The sequence below is a fragment of the Lacipirellulaceae bacterium genome (assembly GCA_040218535.1).
Classification (GTDB): domain Bacteria; phylum Planctomycetota; class Planctomycetia; order Pirellulales; family Lacipirellulaceae; genus Adhaeretor.
In genome coordinates this window covers 1093728-1111764 of record JAVJRG010000012.1, presented here as the reverse complement: position 1 = coordinate 1111764, position 18037 = coordinate 1093728, and the positions used below count along the sequence as shown (strand labels likewise).

14 protein-coding genes are annotated in these 18037 nt (G+C 56.4%); 8 read left to right on the top strand and 6 right to left on the bottom strand.

Annotation, left to right across the window (positions count from 1 at the left end; genetic code table 11):
* Positions 1 to 103: 103 nt before the first annotated feature.
* On the top strand, positions 104 to 1075 hold the full coding sequence (locus RIB44_18515) for an SDR family oxidoreductase (GenBank protein ID MEQ8618571.1): 972 nt from the start codon (positions 104 to 106) through the stop codon (positions 1073 to 1075).
* A 21-nt stretch (positions 1076 to 1096) separates the two neighbouring features.
* On the opposite strand, the gene RIB44_18510 is transcribed toward RIB44_18515, so the two are convergent.
* Positions 1097 to 1588, bottom strand: a complete 492-nt coding sequence (locus RIB44_18510; protein ID MEQ8618570.1) for a VanZ family protein — start codon at positions 1586 to 1588, stop codon at positions 1097 to 1099.
* Positions 1589 to 1728: 140 nt separating this feature from the next.
* Here RIB44_18510 and tadA point away from each other — a divergent pair, with 140 nt between their 5' ends.
* From tadA to RIB44_18495, 3 genes are all read left to right on the top strand, one after another.
* Positions 1729 to 2217, top strand: coding sequence for a tRNA adenosine(34) deaminase TadA (gene tadA / locus RIB44_18505; protein ID MEQ8618569.1), 489 nt, complete (start codon positions 1729 to 1731; stop codon positions 2215 to 2217).
* 51 nt (positions 2218 to 2268) lie between these two features.
* Positions 2269 to 3336 (top strand): dTDP-glucose 4,6-dehydratase, encoded by a 1068-nt coding sequence (gene rfbB, locus RIB44_18500; protein ID MEQ8618568.1) that lies wholly within the window; start codon positions 2269 to 2271, stop codon positions 3334 to 3336.
* Between the two features lie 426 nt (positions 3337 to 3762).
* Entirely contained in the window at positions 3763 to 4047 is a 285-nt protein-coding gene (locus tag RIB44_18495) for a hypothetical protein (GenBank protein ID MEQ8618567.1), read from the top strand.
* Positions 4048 to 4069: 22 nt separating this feature from the next.
* On the opposite strand, the gene RIB44_18490 is transcribed toward RIB44_18495, so the two are convergent.
* Positions 4070 to 5755: a serine/threonine-protein kinase gene (locus RIB44_18490; protein MEQ8618566.1), complete on the bottom strand. Its 1686-nt coding sequence runs from the start codon at positions 5753 to 5755 to the stop codon at positions 4070 to 4072.
* A gap of 15 nt (positions 5756 to 5770) precedes the next feature.
* On the bottom strand, positions 5771 to 6439 hold the full coding sequence (locus RIB44_18485; GenBank protein ID MEQ8618565.1) for a sigma-70 family RNA polymerase sigma factor: 669 nt from the start codon (positions 6437 to 6439) through the stop codon (positions 5771 to 5773).
* Positions 6440 to 6754: 315 nt separating this feature from the next.
* On the opposite strand from RIB44_18485, the gene RIB44_18480 reads away from it, so the two are divergent.
* Together RIB44_18480 and RIB44_18475 are read left to right on the top strand one after the other, a co-directional pair.
* Entirely contained in the window at positions 6755 to 8680 is a 1926-nt protein-coding gene (locus tag RIB44_18480; protein MEQ8618564.1) for a BBP7 family outer membrane beta-barrel protein, read from the top strand.
* Positions 8681 to 8975: 295 nt separating this feature from the next.
* Positions 8976 to 12059 carry an SdrD B-like domain-containing protein gene (locus RIB44_18475; GenBank protein MEQ8618563.1) on the top strand — a complete coding sequence of 1028 codons (3084 nt, stop codon included), beginning with the start codon at positions 8976 to 8978 and terminating at the stop codon, positions 12057 to 12059.
* Positions 12060 to 12136: 77 nt separating this feature from the next.
* Here the strand turns inward: RIB44_18475 and RIB44_18470 are convergent, their stop codons facing one another.
* Both RIB44_18470 and RIB44_18465 read right to left on the bottom strand, forming a co-directional pair.
* Entirely contained in the window at positions 12137 to 12418 is a 282-nt protein-coding gene (locus RIB44_18470) for a (2Fe-2S)-binding protein (protein ID MEQ8618562.1), read from the bottom strand.
* Between the two features lie 36 nt (positions 12419 to 12454).
* On the bottom strand, positions 12455 to 13675 hold the full coding sequence (locus RIB44_18465) for a M20/M25/M40 family metallo-hydrolase (GenBank protein MEQ8618561.1): 1221 nt from the start codon (positions 13673 to 13675) through the stop codon (positions 12455 to 12457).
* A gap of 207 nt (positions 13676 to 13882) precedes the next feature.
* On the opposite strand from RIB44_18465, the gene RIB44_18460 reads away from it, so the two are divergent.
* Positions 13883 to 16930 (top strand): hypothetical protein, encoded by a 3048-nt coding sequence (locus tag RIB44_18460; GenBank protein ID MEQ8618560.1) that lies wholly within the window; start codon positions 13883 to 13885, stop codon positions 16928 to 16930.
* Positions 16931 to 17009: 79 nt separating this feature from the next.
* Here RIB44_18460 and RIB44_18455 read toward each other — a convergent pair whose 3' ends face one another.
* Complete coding sequence (locus tag RIB44_18455) at positions 17010 to 17387, bottom strand: hypothetical protein (GenBank protein MEQ8618559.1); 378 nt, start codon at positions 17385 to 17387, stop codon at positions 17010 to 17012.
* An 85-nt stretch (positions 17388 to 17472) separates the two neighbouring features.
* Between RIB44_18455 and RIB44_18450 the strand changes: the two genes are divergently transcribed.
* Positions 17473 to 17946, top strand: a complete 474-nt coding sequence (locus RIB44_18450; GenBank protein ID MEQ8618558.1) for a hypothetical protein — start codon at positions 17473 to 17475, stop codon at positions 17944 to 17946.
* Positions 17947 to 18037 lie beyond the last annotated feature (91 nt).

Genomic DNA, 18037 nt, shown 5'->3' with positions numbered 1-18037 from the left:
CCTTTACCGCTGTTAGTCGCCGACCTTGGTCGACGCTCGGCTGACACACAAAACACGCGCCGACCAATGTCGGCGGCTAACTTTCTTTGAAAATTCTATGTCACTGATTAAACGCATTCTTGTCACCGGCGGCGCCGGGTTTTTGGGCTCGCATCTTTGCGAGCGGCTCGTTGCCGAAGGGCACGACGTGTTGTGTCTCGACAATTTCTTCACGAGTCAGAAGTCGAACGTCGACCATCTGCTGGATAGCCATAATTTCGAGCTGATCCGGCACGACATCACGCAGCCGATTTTCTTGGAAGTGGACGAGATCTACAACTTCGCCTGTCCAGCGGCTCCCGGGCATTATCAGTACAATCCGATTAAGACGATGAAGACGTCGGTCCTCGGCGCGATTCACACGCTCGGCCTCGCCAAGCGTTGCAACGCGAAGGTGCTGCAAGCTTCGACGAGCGAAGTCTATGGCGACCCCGAAGTTCATCCGCAAGTCGAGAGCTACCGGGGGTGCGTGAACCCCGTTGGCACACGTGCTTGTTACGACGAAGGAAAGCGAGCGGCGGAGACTCTTTATTGCGATTACCATCGCCACAACGGCGTCAACGTGCGGATCGTGCGGATCTTCAACACGTATGGACCGCGAATGCACCCCTACGATGGGCGCGTTGTTTCAAACTTCATTCGTCAGGCTCTGAATAACGAGGATATCACGATTTTTGGCGATGGCAGCCAGACGCGCTCGTTCTGCTACCGCGACGATCTAATCGAAGGGATCGTCCGCATGATGAACGGGCCGGACGATTTCATCGGGCCGGTAAACATTGGCAACCCGGGCGAGTTCACGATTCGCGACTTGGCAGAGCTTACGATCGAGTTGACCGGCTCCAAGTCAAAGTTGGTCGAAATGCCGCTCCCTTCGGACGACCCGACACGCCGGCGACCCGACATTACGCTGGCGAAAAAAAAGCTCGACTGGGAACCCCAGGTTGCACTCAAAGACGGGCTGGCGAAGACGATCGAATGGTTCCGGTCGATTGACCTTTCGGATTATCGCCCACCAACACCGAACTTTATTTAGGCTCGCTGCCGGCTACATCATCTAGGCTCGCTGCCGCTCGCGGCTTAGCCATTGGTACATCAGCCCGCGGCACATCCGAAAGGCAACGAGCCCGAGAATGATCCCCACAACATCGGCTAGCCAGTCGTGCATATCCCCCGTGCGACCGACGGGGATTTGGGTCGCTTCGTCGACCATTCCATAAACGGTACCGACGAGCCAGACCGCAAAATAGTGCTTCGCCTGCAGTGGTGTTCGGATAGTGAGTTCCCACCCAACAAGCACAACCAACGTTAGCAGCGCATAGAGCCCCAAGTGGACGAACTTGTCCGCATGGTCCATCAGGCCAAGAGAGTTGGAGGGCAAGTTAACATCCAACGGGATGTGCGTCGCTGTGAAAATCGCCACCAAATAGACCACCGCCAACGTCCGCGCACGAAGCGCCAATCGCTTAAGACGCTCTGAAGGTAAACGATCCAACGGTGACATAACCGTAGTTGCGGAGGAGCCGGTGAGGGGGGAGGGTGGTTGCATGGGCAGTTCATCTTCCGATAGTCTTCAATTCTACCCGCGCACAAGACACGTGCTGTGTAAATATGATGAGATTGGCTGAGTAAGCATTGTCCCTACGATCCCAGCAGGCTCATGGTTCACTCGACTCTTCCTTGGAATGTATGAATCCTCCCCCAACTGAAACGCCGTCCGACGAGCTAGAGCACCTGCGGTATATGCAGCAGGCTTATGGTATGGCTGAAGAAGCCCTCAACCATGAGGAGGTGCCTGTCGGGGCGGTGATTGTTTCCGCTGGAAAGGTTATCGCAGCAGCCCACAACCAACGTGAAACGTTGCGCGATCCGACGGCCCACGCTGAGATGATCGCCATCACCCAAGCGTCTGAGTCCTTGGGAAGTTGGCGGCTTACCGACTGTACCCTCTACGTTACGCTGGAGCCGTGCCCGATGTGTGCTGGAGCGATCGTGCAAGCACGCATTCCGAAGCTCGTCTTCGGAGCACTCGACCCCAAGGCGGGTGCCGTCGAGAGCCTCTACGAGGTACTCTCCGATTCGCGACTGAATCACCAGACTGAAATCATCTCAGGCGTGATGGCGGAACCCTGCGGTGAGATCCTCAGCAGTTTTTTTCGTCAACGCCGCAAGAACTGAAGAGCCTGTCAGTTTCTTACGCGAACGTCTTGCAGTGACTATCATGCAAGGATGCCAGAAATTGCTGCGACTAACGACTCAGATTGCGTACTCATCACCGGTGGAGCAGGGTTCATCGGCAGTGAGCTTGTTCGTCAGTGGCTAAACGAAGAGTCTGACCTTGTCGTCAATTACGACAAGCTGACTTATGCGGGACTAGAAGCCTCCGTGGAAGGGCTCGAGGAGGATCCTCGTTACACGTTTGTTCAGGGCGATGTGGCAGATCCGCAGCAGGTGGCAGCAACGCTCCACGAGCAGCTGCCACGCACAATCATTCATCTCGCGGCGGAATCTCACGTTGACCGCTCTATTGTAGAGCCACCGTTGTTCGCGCAGACCAACGTGTTGGGAACATGCGTGATGTTGGATGCCGCCAAGAATTACTGGCAAACGCTTCCGAATGATCGCCGTCGTGATTTTCGTTTTGTGCTCATTTCCACTGATGAAGTATTCGGCTCCGCACAACCTGCAGAGTATTTCACCGCGGAAAGTCCGCTCCGGCCCAGTTCACCGTACTCCGCTTCGAAGGCCGCTGCTGAACATCTAGCCCAATCGTTTGCCCGCACCTACGGACTGCCAATTAATATCATTAACTCGACGAACAACTACGGCCCTCGTCAGCTACCTGAGAAACTCATCCCAAAGATGATTCTCTCTGCGTTCCGAAGCATACCGCTCACGGTTTATGGCAACGGTCTCCACGAGCGCGACTGGCTTCACGTGGAAGATTGCTGCCGAGGAATTCGTGCGGTCGTTCGAAATGGAATCGTGGGGAGACGTTATCTCCTAGGGAGCGGGCGGAGCCGAACAAATCTCGAAGTCGTGAACACCATTTGCGAAGTGACTGACCAAGCCCGCTCAACGGGTTCTTCAACTCGTGACCTGATTCAGCACATCGAAGATCGCCCCGGTCATGACCAGCGGTATGCCGTCGGTGCACCGGCAGAGGAGTTGCAATGGGAACCGAGGACATCATTCGATGAGGGGATTGCAAGAACTGTCGAGTGGTACGGGGATAATCCCCAGTGGATCGCTACGGCCAGGGAATCGCTACAAAAGGCCTCTACGACCCGATCATGAGGGCTGTGAGGGTTAATCGAAGCGGGGAATCCTCGCCTGCCCACCGAAATCTTTGGCCCTTTTGGTCGGGGTTGATAAAATGGAGACTGACCTTTGTTGTTGTAACTTTCATGGCAACTATTGAGATCGCATAGGGTTTTCCCACGAGGAACACGGATCATGAGCATCAAACGCACATCAATCGCCATTCTCGCTATGGCTCTTATTCTTGGGGCTATGCAGACTGAGGCTTCTGCCCAGAGAAATCTCTTTAGTTCTCCAACGTCGGACTTCTATAAAAACACGGCCTCAGTGAATCGCTTCACGACAAGACGCCAAACCCAAAATATCTTCAATAATGCCCTTCCCGTAAATCTACGTAACTCGAGTCGAGATATTTTCGCTACCTCTCCCTTAGGCAGTCAACGTTCGAAGCCGTTTTCGAATGTGACTCAGAGTTCAAATCTCTCGCCTTACCTGAATATCGGCGGCCTACCAACAGGAGCCGTTCCGAATTACCACACGCAGGTCAGGCCACAGCTCGAGCAGCAACAGCAACAGGCACAGCAGAGACGTACTGCTCAACGGAATCAGCAAGTCCAAGCGACGGCTGCGAGGGCACCCTACGAACTGCGTGGTGCTTCGGACATCATGCCGACTGGTCACGCAGCGACCTATCAGAATCTCTCCGGTAGATTCATGAACTACGGTGGCTACTACCGCCTGCGATAAAGCTCTCTTAGCTTGCTATGGTTTAGGTTGCCCGGCGACTCTGGCGGAAATATTTCCAACCGGGAACTAGGAAGCAAGCCGCCACCACCAAGCCGAAGACGGTTGTTCCGTAGGGCCAGCCAACTCGTTGCATCCATGCCATCGTTAGCGCGCAGAGAAATAAAGCTGCTCCGTTGACATAGAAGCTGCCGGCCAGAATTCCTGCCTTGATGACAAACACCATGCCGCTGATCAATCCCAAGATGGGTGAAAGCGTCAACACTGGCATTTCTAGCAGCGACTCGATCACGAACAACAGAATCACAGCAATAATACTGCCACCCCAGACATGGGCGATTTGACGTTCAACGGCAGTCACTGGTCCAGCTCGACTTCGGACTGCCCAGAAGATCGGAGCCCAGATAGCCAACCCTCCGCCCCACAATGCCACGTAAGGCCAAGTGGTTTGCATCTGAGGCCAGTCGAATCGCTTTAGGTGGAGCCAGTTGGTCACCGCGCACAGCACCACCAAAACCGCGGCATGCCACATCCACAGAAGCCCCCAATTTTCCAACACCGTGGCATGGTGTGTCTCGCCGAAAAGTCGAGCGACGACCTGCGTCAGTTGCCCACTTCGTGCTGCGATCGGTTCTCCAGCCAGGTAGGCGTTTAAGTCCTCGGCCATCTCGTGCGCCGTTGCGTAACGCAACTCGGGTGGCTTCTGAAGGCAGTGCAACACGATCATCTCCAGATCGCGATCGACTTTCTTATTGAGAAGCCGCGGCGGTAAGGGATCTTGCTCCAGAACCATCAGGACCGTATCGACGGGTGTTGACCCCTGAAAAGGAGGGCGACCTGTCAGCAACGCATAGAGAATGGTACCAAGACTGTAAATGTCACAGGCGGGGCCTACCGTACCTCGACCGCCGGCGGCTTGTTCGGGAGCCATGTAAGAGGGTGTGCCCAGGATGGCTCCGGTCGTTGTCAAGGTATGGTCGGTTTGACTTCGTTTGGCGAGCCCGAAGTCAGAGACATTTGGCGTCCCCTCAGTGTTTATCAAGATGTTGGCCGGTTTGAGGTCGCGATGCACGACACCGCGCGTGTGGGCGTAGTGGATCGCACGTGCCACCTGCATCACCAGTCGCGCTGCCTCGCGTTGCGGCATCGGTCCGGCCGCGATTCGTTGCGCTAACGTATCTCCGGTAATCAGCTTCATGCCGAAGTAGCGCCAGCCCGATTCGGTACCCGTTTCGTAGATCGGGACAATCCGTGGATGATCAAGGCGAGCGACAGCTTCGGCTTCAGACCGAAATCTTGCCTGATCGTCGGCTGAAGCAGAAGCTCCACCCAACATGACTTTCACCGCAACCTCACGGTCCAGGCTCACCTGCTGAGCCCTGTAGACCACGCCCATGCCACCGCGACCGATTTCCTCGAGCAGTTCGAAATCTCCTAACCGCTTGGGGGGATGGGCGCCACCGCTGGCTGAGTCTTCACCCAGGGAAGCCAAGTTGACGGTCTCCGGTAAGTCCGGCTTCCCGACTTGGCTGCTATTGGCTGCCACCGCATCCACCACCATCACGGCCCCCCACAACTCGCGTAGGTCTTCCGCTAAGTCGGGGTGCTCGCGAATAAGATCATCGAGATGCGGACGATCTGCGGAATTGGCGTCGGTTACTTCTTGCAGAATCGCCGCCAGGCGCTCGTCGCGTTCAGTGGTTTCTTGCATGGGAGATGACGCCGCCTACGACTCTTGAGACTCCTCGTCCCCGGCAAGGTTGGTATCGGTTCGATCTGGATCGTCTCCCTCCATGAGTTTTCTCAACCGTCGCATGGCACGTAAGTAACGCATGCTAGTAGCCTGGGGCGTAAGCTTTAGCGCTTCGGCGGCGTCGCTGTTGGACATGTGCTCGAAGTGCCGCATGAAGACAATCTCTTGATCCATGTCATCCAGTCGGCGACACGCATCTTCGAAACGCGCTTGCAGCTCATGCCAAGTTGCAGCAGCCGCGGGAGTGAGTTCCTGATCGCTGAGCTGCCCGATGAGATCGACCGAGGATTCGTTCCCTGCCGCTGAGACAAGCGGTTGCTCGCGATCCATACTGCGTCGGGCGGTCTGGCGATGACGGCGATGGGCGTCGATCAGTCGGTCTTTCGCCATCTGGCGGAGCCATAAATGAAAGGGCATCACCGGATTGGCAAGGTAGTCTTGCAGCCGACGATTCGCGTCGATCATGACCTCTTGCACGATATCGCTAGCATCGACACGTCGCTTGAGGACCTGATCCATCCGCAGGTCGATCATTCTGCGCACCGCATTGCGGTGGCGCTCCAGCAATTGATTCACAGCTACTGCGTCGCCACCACGGGCGTTGCTCAGTAGCTTTTCCGTCTTGTCAGATTCTGGCCACATGGCTCTTGTTGTCGCTTGGCGGCATTGTCTGCCTACTTTTCTGGACGTGCCCCTATGCTGCCGTGAGAAGCATAACAGCGTGCATTATCCACTGACTCTTGTCTGATAGCAATGTTCCAACCGCGTGCTTCCGTCGGGTATCCGGAAAAAATGACCTTGCCCAAACATCGCGTCATTTGCTAATTGTCCCGCCGCATACCGCGAAAGCACCAAAAACCGGATCGCGATATGCACATGAGATGAGTCCATGAGCGCTAAGACCTTACGCGGGATTGGGGTCCAAAGCGTCTTCCCGGAAAACATTGGATGAACACTATGAGTAAGCTCTCTTGTCGTCGGTTTTTAACTGCCTTCGCAGTTTTGCTCCTTGCCGTTGAAGTCACTGAAGTCAGTGCCCAGACCTCATCTTCCGACCGCAATGCGATGCAAAGACGGGCTGACCGTCGTCGGCTCCGTGGCGAGGCACTTCGCAGCGGCGAAACGGACCAAGCCGCAGGGAAATTCATCGATTCGATCTTCGCCGATAAAGCCCCCAGCGATCCGCTTTCCTCGAAGAGAAAACGCACTTCGGCCACACTCAATGGAAAACAGAGTATCGCAGCGCGAACCGCTCCTTGGCGTGGCAAGCTTGTGAACAATCCAGACACAAGCGACGGAAGCCCGCCCTACGCATTGCTTGATCGCTACGGCAAGGTGAAACGCTACGTGGAGTCAAGCGAGAGTGTTGATCTTGACCCCTATCTCGGTGAAACCGTCACCGTGCGCCGTGATACAGGGACAACCTTGCTCGCCAGTCAACTCATTTTGCCCCAAAGCGGCAGCGGTGCCGATGAGATCGACAACGCATTGCAACTTGCTCAGTACGAACAAGCAATGGTACCACAGTCGGACGCACTGTACTTAGATGGTCCCTCGGACGGCCTCGACTTTGGCTTACCGATGGGCGGTTGCGTGGGCTGTGGCGACCCCGTCTGCTCGAAGCCTGGTTGCGGGTTTGGCTCGCGACCGATCTTCTACGCTCGCGGTGAATACCTGCAGTGGTGGCTTGAAGGTATGAATACGCCACCACTGGTGATTCAAGATACGATGCCCATCGTTAATCCTGGCGTTGGGGACGACGTGGAATTTCAGGACCCGGGAACTGATTTTATCTACGGCGGCAATCGAATTCTTGAAGAAGGTCGCGATGGATACCGTATCACGCTTGGATATTGGTTCGACGACTACGGCAACTGGGGCATCGAAGGCGACTATCTTGACCTAGAGCAAATCTCGGAACAATTCTCCGCGGGTCAACTTGACGGTGTCGTTCCCGATACGGTGATTGGGCGTCCCTTTATCGCAGTTGCCATCTTGGATCGAGATGGGGATGGGGTGATTGATCCTGAAGATCTGAATATCGGTCGAGCCGTCCAAGAAGTGGATACAGAAGACCTTGATGGTAACGTCACGGTCCGATCCCGTAGTGATTTTTCGACTGCCGGAATTCGTTTTATGCACGGACTCTGCTGCCGAGAATCCTGCGACATTGGCTGTGGCGATTGCGTGGGGGGGTGCGATAGTTGCACGGGCTGTGGCAGCGGCGTCGGCGGCGGGGCGGGTTGGTTGCCAGGGGTGCGCCGCACCGATTTCCTCTGGGGCATACGCTGGGCCGATCTTGATGAGCAACTTTGGATTCGAGAAGATCTGATCGAGCGAGGTACTGCTCCTGACGCTTTCATTGTCAACGACATGTTCGACACCACCAACCAGTTCACAGGCGCTGAGGTCGGCTTTCGCTGGCAGTGGGAACGGCAACGTTGGTCGCTTGATCTCCTCTCGAAAATTGCGCTCGGCAACACCGAGCAAACTGTCCGAATCAACGGCAGTACAACGCGCACTCCTGACGGCGGAGCCCCCGAGACCGTTCCCGGCGGACTACTTGCTCTTCCAGCTGGAAGTACGACACCAAACGTTCCCGGTAACATCGGCGTGTACGAACGGGATCAATTCAGCGTCATGCCTGAACTCGGGATTAAGCTGGGCTACATGTTTACCGATCGGCTACGCCTTTCCGCGGGCTATACCTTCCTGTACTGGAGCAACGTTGTTCGACCGGGCGACCAAATTACGCTACAGATCGACCCCAACAAGGTCCCACGCTTCGACGGTAACGAAACAGGCATCGCACCGGAATTCCGCATGATTGAGACAGGAATGTGGGCTCAAGGACTTGACTTTGGTGCGGAATACCGCTGGTAGCATCGTACCTCCACGCTCCGCTTGGAAAAGCAAACCAACGTTCTATCACTCGCTTGAGTGAGTAAAAACTTATGACAATTCTTCTCATTAGCCCAAGCCTTGCTAGCTAAAGAAGCGAAACCTAAGTTCCAAACCACGCGGAGCGTGGTGGTACGGTGGTGCTAGCACTTCTTCTATTTGGGCAAAACCTTTCGGCCTGACGATTCAGACCGAACTCCATTCGGCCTCGCAACCGATATCAGGGCTACGGCGTGTTCTATCACCATGGTCTTTTCCCTGTCTGCGAGGTGCGTAAATGGCGCCCAAAGCATCGAAGTCGAGCGTTTCCTTTCCCAGCTTCTTCCGCAATCGCAAGTCGGATCCTTCAGCCACAACGAAACTAGGATTCGAAACCCTAGAATCGCGTGAGCTGCTAGCCGCCGATATGGCAGACATCGTCGGGACGCTCTACGCAAACCTGGCGGGCGACAACGACCCTACAAACGACTTGGTGGTTTCTGGCGCTTCCGCGGCCCTCTATCGGGATGGCGGCAACGGACAGTTCGATGGTGCCGGCAGCGGCGACGACACGCGCATTGGCTCCACCATCACGACCGACAGCAACGGCCAGTACCGCTTTGAAAGTCTCGGCCCCGGTCGTTATTTCGTCAAAATCACTCCACCTGAAGGGATGCACTTTCAAGAGGGTGAGGACGTCCGCGAAGTCGTGATCACGGACCAGGAAGCGGAGTTTGCCGAAGGACCAGCGATCGACTCGTTCGAATCCGAACAGCGCGTCTCGGCCTCGCCGCCGTTGCCTTCGAGCGACCCCTCGCGCATGGCGGATAGCACCGTCCTTGGCGGTGAACGCGATCTCTATGTGACACTCACTGAGGGGACGGATCGTTTCTCTGCCGTGTCACTGACTTCCGGCGATGGGCTCATCCGACTCGCTAGTGACACGACCGTCACTGGCGACGCAAAAATTGTGTGGGACGGATTCGACAACAGTGCCTCGGGCGTCAATGCCACAGGTCTTGGTGGCGTCGATTTGACCGAAGGCGACGGCAGTCGCATGACGGGCATCGCGCTGACCGTCGGTGCAGACCATCCGAACTCGGTCGTGAAGATGAAGATCTACACCGACGCTAACAACTGGAGTGAGTTCACAACGGTTGTCCCCGAGACACAGGGCGGGAGAGCAACGCAGTACTTGGTTTTCGGCTTTGAGGATACGCCAGACAGCCGCGCAGGAAACGGGGCAGACTTCACCAACGTCGGGGCGATCGAAGTCACCTTCGAAGGTGTTTCGGCCGTGGATGGTCAAGTCTCGCTGATTGGTCTCGTAGGAAGGACCACCAAGCAGCTTGACTTCGTTGTCGAGCCGGAACTTTGCCTCGGCGATCACGTTTGGGCAGATGAGAACAACAACGGCCAGTTCGACCCCGGCGAGCAGGGCATCGCTGGCGTTCAAGTAAACCTCTATGAGGACACCGACGGCAACAACGAGTACACCGCGGGCGTTGATGCCTTCCTGGGCAGTGATGTGACCGATGTGACGGGACGGTACAAGTTCGCCGACCTCTTCCCGGGCAAGTACGTTGTTCAGGTCGATGAAGACAACTTCAATGAAGGTTTGCCGCTGGCTGGGCTTGTCAGCAGCACTGGTAACGACCCCGCTTCCGATCCCGACGACAATATCAACGAGGACGACAACGGTACGCGTGTCGTTGGTGCCGGCGTCGTGAGTAAGGCGATCATGCTCACCGGCGAAGCAGAGCCAACCAACGATGGGGACAACGATCCGAACACCAACCTTACTGTCGACTTTGGCTTCTACGGGTTCGATCTCGAGCTCGACAAGGACATTGACGCCGGTGACGGCAATCGTGTGAACCCCGAGGATCGTTTGGTCTACACGATCGACATCTTCAACAACGGACCCTCAACTGCCTTTGATGCTCGTCTCGAAGATACACTCGCCGCGAATACGCAGTTTGTTTCAGCCAGCAGTTCCAACGGAGCTCAAGTCAATCATTCCAATGGTGAGTTGACTTCGAACCTGGGAGACATTGCTCCCGGTGAAACCGTGACGATCACGGTCACCGTCGACATCGACTCGGATGCCACCGGGATGATTATAAACACCGCTACGGTGATCGCACCCAACGAAATCGACCTGAGCAACAACTCCGACAAGGTGACCAACTCGGTCGATCCGATCATCGATCTCACGATCGAGAAGACCGACAGTGACGACCCGGTCAAGCCTGGACAAGAGTTCGATTACATTCTCCGGGCCACCAACAACGGACCTTCGGATGCCACCGGCGTGCAAGTGGTTGACACATTGCCTGATGAAGTGCAATTCGTCTCCGCTTCCCAGACGCCGGTGAGCAACTCCGGCGGTGTGGTCCGATTTAACGTCGGCAACCTAGCGGCAGGAGCTTCGCGCACGATCAACATCACGGTCCGTGTTGACGAAGGCTTCGTCGGAACGCTTCTAAACGTCGCAGAAGTCAGTGGCAACGAAGAGGAATCCAACTACAACAATAACGAAGATGACGAGCCAACGGTCGTCGATCCGGTCATCGATCTGCAAATCGTCAAGACCGACAGTGAAGATCCGGTCAGCCCCGGGGAAGGCTTTACCTACACCCTAGAAATCCGCAACAACGGCCCTTCTGAAGCCACCGGCGTGACGATCGTTGATACGCTCCCTGAGACCGGCATTGAGTTCCAGGGTGCCTCAGTGGCAAACTCTCGCGATGGTCGCGACGTCACCTTCCAGATCGGTGACTTAGCGAGCGGCGAATCGCGCACCGTAGAAGTGCAAGTGGTCGTGGACCAAGCATTCGTCGGCACTTTGCTCAACCGAGCGGAAGTCAGTGGCAATGAAGAGGAAACCACCTACGCAAATAATGTCGATACGGAAGAGACCGTCGTCGTGGCCGAACCGGCCAGCATCAGTGGTAAGGTGTACGTCGATCGCAACGATAACGGCATCTTCGAATCGAACGAGCGTCCCATCGCGGGAGTGACCGTGATTCTCACGGGTAACGATTTCCAAGGAAATCCAGTCCGACGCGAAACCGTCACCGATGCCGGCGGCATGTATATGTTCACTGACTTGCAGCCGGGCCAATACAACATTACCGAGCAACAACCGACTCGATATAGAGATGGCCAAGAAACGGTCGGCAATAATGGCGACCCCTCGGGATCCGCACCACAGGGACTTGCCGCCTTGGATCAATTTGATAGCGACGGCGACGTCATCAGCAGCGGCTTTGGCGGCATCCAACTGGTCGCTGGAGCGGATGGCTTTGATTATAACTTTGGAGAGCTTGCCAACGGCAACGGTTCCAAGCAGGACTATCTCGTCAACTCGACTTGGTAAACGCGTAATACCCAACAGATTTACTCCGTGAATCGAGGTAGCGAAATGGCAGGCACGATTCGCGGAGCGAATCGAGACTAACCCGCTACCGGTGGAGGCGTGCCGCGTCCGTCGCTCACGTAATCGCTTCGTTCCGATGCATATTGCTCAGGCGAGGGAAGTTCCACTTCCTGAGCATTCCCTGCTTGAGCCGCCTCGAAAAGTCGCTCCAAAAACGGACGGCACCAACCGCAGCCGGTGCCGGCTCCGTAGCAATCGGCCAGTTGGCCCACGCGTCGCGGCTTCTCGAGACGAATGTAATTCTCGACTTTCCGTCGCGTGACGTGAAAGCAGAGGCAGAGTTCGTCGCTGGGTTGCATGATAGACCCTCCAGCTCGTACAGCGGAATTCTGGGGCTACGTCGCGGTCGCTAAACGCAAGGCGACTCGCACCGCGTGCATATATTCGTCAAGGTTGACCCACTCGTCGACGGTGTGGATCTCATTCTGACCACAGCCAAGGGAAACAGTGGGGATACCACGGGCTGACAGCCAATTCGCGTCAAGCCCGCCGTTGGCAATTGCGAAGTCAGCTTCTAAGGACTCCGCCCCCACCGCCTCGCGGGCGGCTTGCACACAGGGCTCTGTCTCCTGCAAGCGAAACGATTCGTAATCGAGTTGCCCGTCGATCATCACGCTGCCTGCTTGCTTATCGATGTTCTTCACTTTCTTTGCTGCTCGGTGAAAGGCTTTCTCGATTTCGTTAACGATCTTCAAACGGAATTTCGGATCGTGGCTGCGAGCTTCGGCGCGGAGTTCGACATGGTCGGTCACCACGTTGGTGGCTTGCCCGCCGCTGATGACGCCAACGTTACTGGTGCCTTGGTTACGGCCCTTCGCTATCAGCCCGTGCCAACCTTTCTCGACAAGGTCAGAAATCGCCAATGAAGCGATCGAGATAGCGCTCACGCCCCGCTCAGGATGTCCCCCCGCGTGGCTGGCGACGCCCTTGATAATGATCTTCATCCGATACCCGCCAGTCGCTCCGACGATTAGGCGGTTCACGTGACTTCCATCGAAATTGAAAGCTAGCTTGGGGCGTCCTAACAACGAGAGTTTCGCATTGCGTGCACCATGCAAACCGACTTCCTCTTGAACAGTCCAAAGAAAAGTCAGCGGAGGATGCGGCAGACCTCGGCGGAAGATTTCCAAAGCCGTTGTCAGAAGGACGCCACAACCAGTACGGTCGTCTCCACCCAAACCGGTATGCTCATCTGCGGAGTCAATCCGGCGACCTTCGCGTACGGGTCGAGCACCTTGGCAAATCGGCACCGTATCCATGTGAGCTGTGAGCATCCTGCGAGGTCCGCGTATCGTGCCTGGCAACTTCAACACGAGGTTTCCCGTATGGCCCCCCATCGCCGAACGATGATGCGCATCGTCAAGCGTCAGCGCGGCAGCAGGCACTCCCGCCTTCTGTAACTCTTTGCTAATGAACTTCACAACGGCGCGTTCATCACCACTGGGCCCCTTCAACGCGAGCAGTCGCATCAAGAGGTTCGAAGCTCGCCGCTCTAGCGATTTATCCTTCGTCGAAACGGACGAGAACTCTTTGGTTGGCAGAGAACCTTTGGACATAGCGAACAGACATACAGAAATGGTATGGGAGTGGTGATGCTAGCAGCCTAACTCTCGCAGCACAGCCTTGCAATCAGTCGTCAACGGGTCATCCCGCAGGAAAGTGCTAGCAATTCTGCTCGTCTATGGCTCGATCTGCTGTCTCGAAGGAGTTTTCGCACAGACTATCCCGATTGCGGCAACCAGTACGCAAGCTATCGCTCTCGAATGGCCGATCATATCGATAAGTGCGCTTATGCCGTGCAGCGATTGTACCGGCAGCCTGATTCCTCTGGTCGCTTCGCCCCAGGCACCAGTCCGTCACCGAAGCGTTGTTCCCGTGGATATCGTCCCGAGGATTTTGGAGAGTTTTCAGCGATGCAATGGAAACGCAGAAGAACCATCTGGCCACCGATTATCGCGTTGGTCTGTTTGCTGATTATTACACTGGCTGCACCTCGCATTTGGCGTAACTATCGAGAACAGCTACGCCAAAACGCGCTTACGCAAGCTTCTTCAGAATCCGAACTTGCAACCGAAAATCGCGCCGAAAGTAAGCCTGAGGAGTCCGTCACCTCGACTGACGCCATCGAAGAACCCGCGTCAACGCTTCCTCCGCCACTACCTCCGGTTGTTAGGCAGGGAGCCCGTCATAACCAGCCCGACGCGTCGCTCGTGGCCCCGGTGGTGAACCCGATTCTCAGCAATGGCGACTATGACGACTACGGTGATGAATCGTTCGAGGACTACACGGTTGTCGACGAACTCTCCGAAACTCGCTCAGCACCGCTCAGCCTGAGGCCGATTACTACGGCCCTTTCCGAAGGAGTGGTTGCCGCCCCTGTGCACCTTCAGGAGTTTAGTCTCAATACTTTGCTGCAAATGCAAGGTGCCTACGAGTCGCTTCTGGAGACGGCCCAACAACGACGCGAGCGGGTCGAAGCGGAAGCTCGGAAACCGTCGCAACCACTCGTGCGTGTTGAAAGCGCGAACGACCGTTTGGCGATGCTTCCACCTGAGCGTTCGATCCTTGTTAGCCCTCGACCTGTCGACAACCTACCGTTGATGAGCCCAGCGATTACGGAGCCGCGATTGGCTCTTGTCCCAAACCAGGTCGAGTCAGAACACGTCGAACCGCAAGAAGAGATCGAAGAGGTTCCCACGAAAGTAACGCCTGCTCAGCCGGCTCTCTATTCGCGACCCAATACGCTTATCAAAGACCTAACTGAGCTCTCAAAACTTCCGCTGACTCATGACTGGGCAGAGCAGACGCTCATGCGGCTTGAGCCTCTAACTTCGCTACCCGCGGGGTCAGACGTTCAAGAAAGACTAGGCGAACTCTCCGAATTGGCCGTGAAGGGTCGCCAGCAAGGCCTAGAAACGACCGAACTTGATGCTCGGACCGCGCTGCTGCGTACGACTGCCAGTCTCCAACGTAGGTTACCTATTTGGCAGGCGATGCTCGACGAAGCACTAGCAGCCGAAGCTGAACGCGAGAGCTATCCCATTGATCGTGGCCAAATTACCCCCGTCCTACACGAGATTGCTGCGCTGCTCGCAGGTAACGAGGCTGGGGCTCAGTGGCGTGAGTATTTGCGAATGGACGACGTTGCGCAACTGGCCACCTCGCAGGATGCGGAAGGGTATCAGTCGCCAACGATTCGTGCCTCGCAGAGAGAACTCGCTCAGAACGTACTTGCCCGCATGACGGACACACGGCTTTCATCGCAGCAGAAGAGCTTTCTCAGCCAAGAACCATTCGTCGCAATACAGAACGAACTGGAGAAGTGGACCGCTGGACCGGTTCGGCTATCGAGGCTGGCTGATGTGATTGAGAGCTACGAAACCGAGCCAACGATGCGCTACGCCCGGGCGATCGCCGAATTCCGCCAACGCATGCGATGGTCGCGAGCGCCTGAACTTCGCAAACTAGCAAAGCATCTTGATCAAGTTTACCGTAGTCCGAACTTGCGGATGGCTGTCACCGGCGACTTGTTGAATCGATTGACGCCCCAGACGGAGCCGGTTGTCTCTCCCGTGCGCGATCGGGTAGCGGGAGCTGATATTCGCGGGCGTGCGAAAACGACCACCAACGTTAGCGTTCGGCTGATGCCTGACCCTAACGCTTGGCGGATCGCTCTCGAAGCTGACGGTAAGGTTCGCTCCAACACCTACTCTGACACTTGGCCGGCCCGGGTTCGCAATTCCGGAAATATGAAATTCGAGGCCGAGAAGGAAATCGTCATCACTCGCGAAGGACTGAAGACGGCTCCCACCGAAGCCACTGCCAGTGGCAGAAATCGTCTGGTGGGTGTCGACAGCAGCTTTGAACCCGTGCCGCTGTTAGGTCCGCTGGTTGAAGGGATCGCCCGACAGAAGCATAGCCGCTCAAGTCGCTCGGCCATGTCGCGCGTGAAACGAAAAGTCGTTCGCGAGGCCGAAACGCGGATCGATCGCGTCGCGGACTCGCGAATGAAGGAAATCGAGCAAGGTTTTGAAAAGTACGTGCTGGGCCCCATCGAGACGCTGGCCCTGGCGGCTGAGCCGGTTGATCTTTACACCACGGAGAAACGGGCCGTAATGCGTCTACGCATGGCTAATGAAACACAGCTTGGTGCTTACACCCCGCGGCCTTCGGCACCCTCGGATAGTTTGGCGAGCCTGCAGCTCCACGAGTCGGCACTCAACAATGCCGTCCGTGGGCTAGGACTTGATGGGCGACGAATGACCGCAGGGGAACTCCACGCGTTGCTTTCCTTAAAACTGACCGGCTCGGTTGGCGAACTGCCTGAGGATTTACCCGCTCGCGCAAAGATCGAGTTTGCAAAGAGTGACGCGGTACGAGTCCGCTGCGAGGGAGATCGCCTAGAGGTTTGCCTCGCCTTGGCGGAACTAGCACGTGGTCGCGACCGGATTCGCAACTTCGAGGTTCATACCTTCTTCAAACCAAAGCTCGAAGGCTTGCAAGTGAAACTCGTCCGCGATGGGACCTTGCAATTCTCAGGACCTCGTCTGCGCACCGGCCCACGGGTGATTCTGCACAGCGTTTTCGGTCGTTTGCTACAAAACGCCCAGGAAGTGCCACTGCTGGCAGAGCGGCTTGAGACGGACTCGCGCTTCGAGGGGTTGATGGTCACGCAGTTGGTGATCGAGGATGGCTGGATCGCCCTTGCGATGGGGCCCTTTCATCCGCAACGGGTGGCGTGGCGAACTCGTGAAGTTCGTAGCACGCGGGTTGCCGATCAGATTCAGCCAGAGGGTCGCATCGTGCGGTAGAGATGGGTTTCTAGCGATCGTAGCCACCGTCGCCAGACGGTGGACGAAACGGGGCGCATCCACGCTCTGGCGAGCGTGGCTACGCATCTCGCACCAACCGCTCGCCCGCATGGCGGAGCATCACCAGCATTAGCAAAATCGCTAGTGCCGCATCCGCGGTCAGAGCCAACCGCCAAGGTAGCGAGGCCGTCCGCAGTGAAATCTGCATTTGCGCTGCCACAGCGAGGACGCCCAACGGCGTGTAGAGGACGAGAGCCAGAACCAGGCTCGGCACCCGCTTCACGACAACGACACCGCCAAGCGCGATCAATGCAATCGCCGCTGCGATGGGCACTCCCTTGAGCGCGAAAGCAATCATCACGATGCTCACGCCGAGAAGCATCAACTTGGGGGCGGCGCGTGGAAGGAAGTCTTCGGTCGAGGCAACAGGAGCTTTTGTTTTCTGAGCATTGGCCATCGCTCCAGTATGATTGGAGCTACCATGTTTTCAACGTGCCACGTAGCCCACGGCAGAGCCGTGGGCTACGGGTTATGATGGTTGTATGAAGCAATGCTCGTTCATTACGACAACCAGCTTTGGAACATGGCTCCCTGGCGATGCACGTGGCTATGTGCAAAAAGGGCAACTCCTACCTCCCGCACCCAAGTTGGAAAAGTTTCTCTCGGAACGATTGAGTTCCCCACCAATAACCTTCAACACCGAAGAGCAATGTCAGTTATTTGAATCGCTGTGTCAGGCCGCTCAGGAATTCAACTACGACCTCACCGATGTGAGTGTTGAATCATGGCACTTGCACTGGATTGTCACTCACAACGATGGCGTGAGGGCAATGGTCGGAAGGCTCAAGAATCGGATGAGACAAGCGATAGGTCGAGGAAGAATCTGGACGAAGGGCTTCCACTTCCGCACGCTCGACGACGATGCGGAACTCTACGCAGCACGCAATTATATCGGTCGCCACAACGGAGTCCGCATGATCAACGTCCAGCTAATCCCACGAAAACCAATCACGTAGCCCACGCCTCTGGCGTGGGATGGGTCGGCGGACTGGTTCCCCGTGACAATACGCGCAACGACTTGGCTCAGGGCCGACCCTAAAACGACGG